Raw genomic sequence first — 3,779 nt, forward strand, 5'->3', positions numbered from 1 at the left:
CGAAACGCGGTGACCCGGGGGTCAGCGGGGCGCGGCGAGGGGGAACGCGGCGCGCACGAGCAGCCCGCCCTCCGGGCGCGCGCGAAGGTGCAGCGACCCGCCGAGCGCGTCGACGATCGACGAGGCGATCGCGAGGCCGAGCCCCGTCCCGCTGGACCCCGTCGCGCTCGACTCACCCGCTTCCGCTCCGGACGCGCCCCCCGCGTCGTCGCCGTGCGTGCGCTGCGCGCCGCGCTGGAACGGCTCCGCGAGGACCGCGACCACGGCCGGATCCAGCACCGCGCCGGTGTTCTCGACGATCAGCGCGCCGACGCCGCCGTCCACTCGCGTGCGCACCCACGCGGTGCCGCCCGGGACGTTGTGCACCACGGCGTTCTGCACGAGGTTCAGTGCGAGCTGGTTCAGCAGGGCCGCGTCGCCGCGCACCGTCGCGGGGTCCGCGCTGATCTCGAGAAGCACGCCGCGACGGTCGGCGAGGGGGTGCAGGATCTCGACGGCCTCCTCGGCGGCGAGGGACAGGTCGACGTCCGCCGGGGCGGGCGGGCGCGCCTCGATCCGCGCGAGCAGCAGCAGGGCCTCGGTCAGCGCGATCGCGCGCTCGTTCGCGGCGTGCAGCCGGGCGAGCAGCTGCGGCACGTCCCGGTCCGGGTCCTCCTCGGCGACCTCGATCAGGGCGCGGGAGATGGACAGCGGGGTGCGCAGCTCGTGCGAGGCGTTGGCGGCGAAGCGGCGTTCGCGCTCGACGTCGGACTGGATCCGGTCGAGCATCGTGTCGAACACGTCGGCGAGCCGGCGGAACTCGTCCCCGGCCCCGCTCATCCGGATCCGGTGGTCGAGCGACCCCTGCGCGGCCAGGCGGGCCGCCTCCCCGATCCGGGTGAGCGGGCGCAGCATCCGTCCCGCGAGGAACCACCCGCCGACGAGGCCGATCAGGATCAGGACGATGAAGGCCAGGGTGAGGCGCGGGACGAAGGCGCGGATGATGTCGGTGCGCCCGGCCGTCCAGGTGAGGCCGCCGGAGTCCTCCTGGACGTAGATATTGCCCTCGGGGATGTAGCGGAACACGTACAGCGCCACGACGGCGAGCAGGACCGTGCCCGCGCCGATCACGAGCAGCGCGTAGCTCAGCGTCAGCTTCAGCCGCACCGACAGTCCTTCGCGACGCGGCGCCGCAGCCTCGCGACGCGCCGCCGCGCCGTGCTCGGGCGGGCGGGCGTCACTCATCCGCGTCCTCCCCCTCGGCGATCCGGTACCCCACGCCCGGCACGGTCCGGATCAGCCAGGGCTCGCCCAGGCGCTTGCGCAGCGCCGAGACGGTGATCCGGACGGCGTTCGTGAACGGGTCGGCGTTCTCGTCCCAGGCGCGCTCGAGCAGCTCCTCGGCGCTGATCACCCCGCCGCCGGCGTCCATCAGGACCTCCAGGACGGCGAACTGCTTGCGGGTGAGGGCGACGTAGCGCCCGTCGCGGTACACCTCGCGCCGGAAGGCGTCGAGCCGCAGCCCGGCGAGCTCGCGCACGGGCGGCGCGGACCGGGGCGCACGGCGGGCGAGGGCACGGATCCGCAGCACGAGCTCGCGCATCTCGAACGGCTTGGTCAGGTAGTCGTCGGCGCCGATCTCGAACCCGGTGGCCTTGTCGTCGAGGCGGTCGGCGGCGGTGAGCATGAGGATCGGCGTGCCCGCGCCGCTCTCGACGATGGCCTGCGCGACCTCGTCGCCGGAGGGGCCGGGGATGTCGCGGTCGAGCACCGCCACGTCGTACGCGTTCAGCCCGAGCAGCTCCAGTGCCGAGTCCCCGTCGCCGGCGACGTCGGAGGCGATGGCCTCGAGCCGCAGGCCGTCGCGGACGGCGCCGGCGAGATCCGGTTCGTCCTCCACGATCAGCACGCGCATGGGGGAAGCCTATTCACCGGCGCATATCGCGGGCGTATCGAAAATCGCGTCCTCGCCCGCGGGCCGCGCCGCGCTACGGCAGACGCACAGTGCCCGTCTCGGGGTGCGTGCGGGGCATCCGGTCACGGCGGTAGGTGATGTCCGTGTAGCCGTGCGGCGTCGGGACGCCGTTCTCGTCGAGGCTCACGAAGACGATCTCGTCGATCGAGAGGATCGTCTTCCGCGTGATCATGTTCCGGACGATCGCGCGCATGGTCAGCGACGTCCGTCCGAACCGGGTCGCGATCAGCCCCATCTCGATGAGATCGCCCTGGAGCGCGGAGGCGCGGAACGTGATCGCCGAGATGTGCTTGGTCACCGCGCGGTGGTTGCCGAGCTGGACGATCGCGTAGATCGCCGCCTCCTCGTCGATCCAGCGCAGCAGGCTGCCGCCGAACAGGGAGCCGTTCGCGTTGAGGTCCTCCGGCTTGACCCACTTGCGGGTGTGGAAGTTCATCGCCCCGTCGGTCCATGCGAGATCGCTCATGCCGTCAGGCTAGGGAGAGGACGTTTCGCGGACGTTTCGGGGGGATGTCAGTGCGCGAGCAGGCGCGGTCCGCCCCTGTCGATGCGGTCCCGGCGCATATCGCGGGTGTATCGAAAATCGCATACGGCGGGGCAACAGGCGTCGCGATGGGCTGGTGCCCATGAACACGATCACCGAACACCGCCCGCCGGCCGCGGTCGTCCGCCGCGGCCCTTCCCGGGCGGTCCGACAGCGACGTGCGCTGGCCGTCGTGGTGGGCGTCGCGGCGATCGCCGCGGCCGGAGTCCTCGCCGTCACCGCGGTGCAGCAGGCCGGATCCGCGAACGCCCTCGTCCAGGGCCCGTCGGCGGGCACGGGGTCGGCGGGCACGGTGCCGGCGGGTGCGGAGGCGGACGGCCAGGCGGACGGGGGGATGCCGGATGCGTCCGACGGCTACATCGCGGACGGGGAGACGATCTCCCTGTACGACGGCGCGCCGGCGGTGTCCGGGCTGGACCCCGCACTGCGCGAGGCGCTGCTGGCGGCCGCCGCGGCGGCCTCGGACGACGGCGTGGAGCTCCGGGTCGCGAGCGGGTGGCGGTCGCCGCGGTACCAGTCGTGGCTGCTGGAGCGAGCCGTGCAGCAGTACGGCTCGGCCGAGGAGGCGGGGCGCTGGGTGGGCACTCCCGAGACCTCGCTGCACGTGAAGGGGCAGGCCGTCGACATCGGCCCGTTCGACTCCTCCGACTGGCTCGACCGGAAGGGCGACGCGTTCGGGCTGTGCCGCACCTACGAGAACGAGACGTGGCACTTCGAGCTGTTCCCGGAGGCCGTGGACCAGGGCTGTCCGCAGATGTACGCGGACGCCGCCGAGGACCCGAGGATGCAGCGATGAGGGCGGGGAGCGCGGCCCCTCTGCGGGCATCCCTGGCGGTGTCGGCCGCAGGCACAGGGATCCGCGTCGAGAGCGCGACCGATGCGCCGACGTCCACACGCAGCCCCGGCCCGACGCTGCGGGTCGATGTCGGCGCCGTCGCGGCGAACGTGCGGACCATCGCCCGGCGGATCTCCGCGGCGGGCACGGGCGCCGAGATCATGGCGGTCGTCAAGGCCGACGGGTTCGGGCACGGCATGGTGCCGGTCGCGCGCGCCGCGCTCGCGGCGGGCGCGACGTGGCTCGGCGTGACGGATGTCGCGGAGGGGACGGCGCTCCGGGCCGCCGGGATCGGTGCGCCGGTGCTCGCGTGGCTCCACCCGGCGGGGATCGACGTGGAGGCCGCGGCGGGCTCCCGGATCGACCTGGCGGTCGCATCCTCCGAGGAGCTCGCCGAGGTCGCTGCGGCCGCCGCGCGGCTGAGGCAGCGGCGGCGCGGGCCGCTG

Annotated in this window: 5 protein-coding genes; 2 read left to right on the forward strand and 3 right to left on the reverse strand. The window is 73.9% G+C overall.

Going from position 1 to position 3,779, the window contains the following annotated elements:
- Positions 1-21: 21 nt before the first annotated feature.
- The 3 genes from MR1_RS14760 to MR1_RS14770 form a co-directional block, all read right to left on the reverse strand.
- Positions 22-1,224, reverse strand: a complete 1,203-nt coding sequence (locus MR1_RS14760; RefSeq protein WP_067248477.1) for a sensor histidine kinase — start codon at positions 1,222-1,224, stop codon at positions 22-24.
- A complete protein-coding gene (locus MR1_RS14765) occupies positions 1,217-1,894 on the reverse strand; it encodes a response regulator transcription factor (protein ID WP_067248481.1) in 678 nt (225 codons plus the stop codon). Before MR1_RS14765 ends, MR1_RS14760 begins: the two co-directional genes overlap by 8 nt.
- 73 nt (positions 1,895-1,967) lie before the next feature.
- Entirely contained in the window at positions 1,968-2,420 is a 453-nt protein-coding gene (locus tag MR1_RS14770; RefSeq protein ID WP_233460148.1) for an acyl-CoA thioesterase, read from the reverse strand.
- 160 nt (positions 2,421-2,580) lie between these two features.
- Between MR1_RS14770 and MR1_RS19505 the strand changes: the two genes are divergently transcribed.
- On the forward strand, positions 2,581-3,294 hold the full coding sequence (locus MR1_RS19505; RefSeq protein ID WP_084344749.1) for a M15 family metallopeptidase: 714 nt from the start codon (positions 2,581-2,583) through the stop codon (positions 3,292-3,294).
- On the forward strand, positions 3,291-3,779 hold a 489-nt coding region (locus MR1_RS14780; protein WP_169797701.1), incomplete at its 3' end, for an alanine racemase. The genes MR1_RS19505 and MR1_RS14780, both read left to right, overlap by 4 nt.

It is taken from the genome of Microbacterium resistens NBRC 103078 (assembly GCF_001552355.1).
Lineage (GTDB): Bacteria > Actinomycetota > Actinomycetes > Actinomycetales > Microbacteriaceae > Microbacterium > Microbacterium resistens.

Excerpts from the sequence above, each read along its gene's own strand:
- MR1_RS14770 (WP_233460148.1), bottom strand. The coding sequence starts at position 2,420 with ATGAGCGATCTCGCATGGACCGACGGGGCGATGAACTTCCACACCCGC.
- MR1_RS14760 (WP_067248477.1), bottom strand. The coding sequence starts at position 1,224 with ATGAGTGACGCCCGCCCGCCCGAGCACGGCGCGGCGGCGCGTCGCGAG.
- MR1_RS19505 (WP_084344749.1), top strand. The coding sequence starts at position 2,581 with ATGAACACGATCACCGAACACCGCCCGCCGGCCGCGGTCGTCCGCCGC.
- MR1_RS14765 (WP_067248481.1), bottom strand. The coding sequence starts at position 1,894 with ATGCGCGTGCTGATCGTGGAGGACGAACCGGATCTCGCCGGCGCCGTC.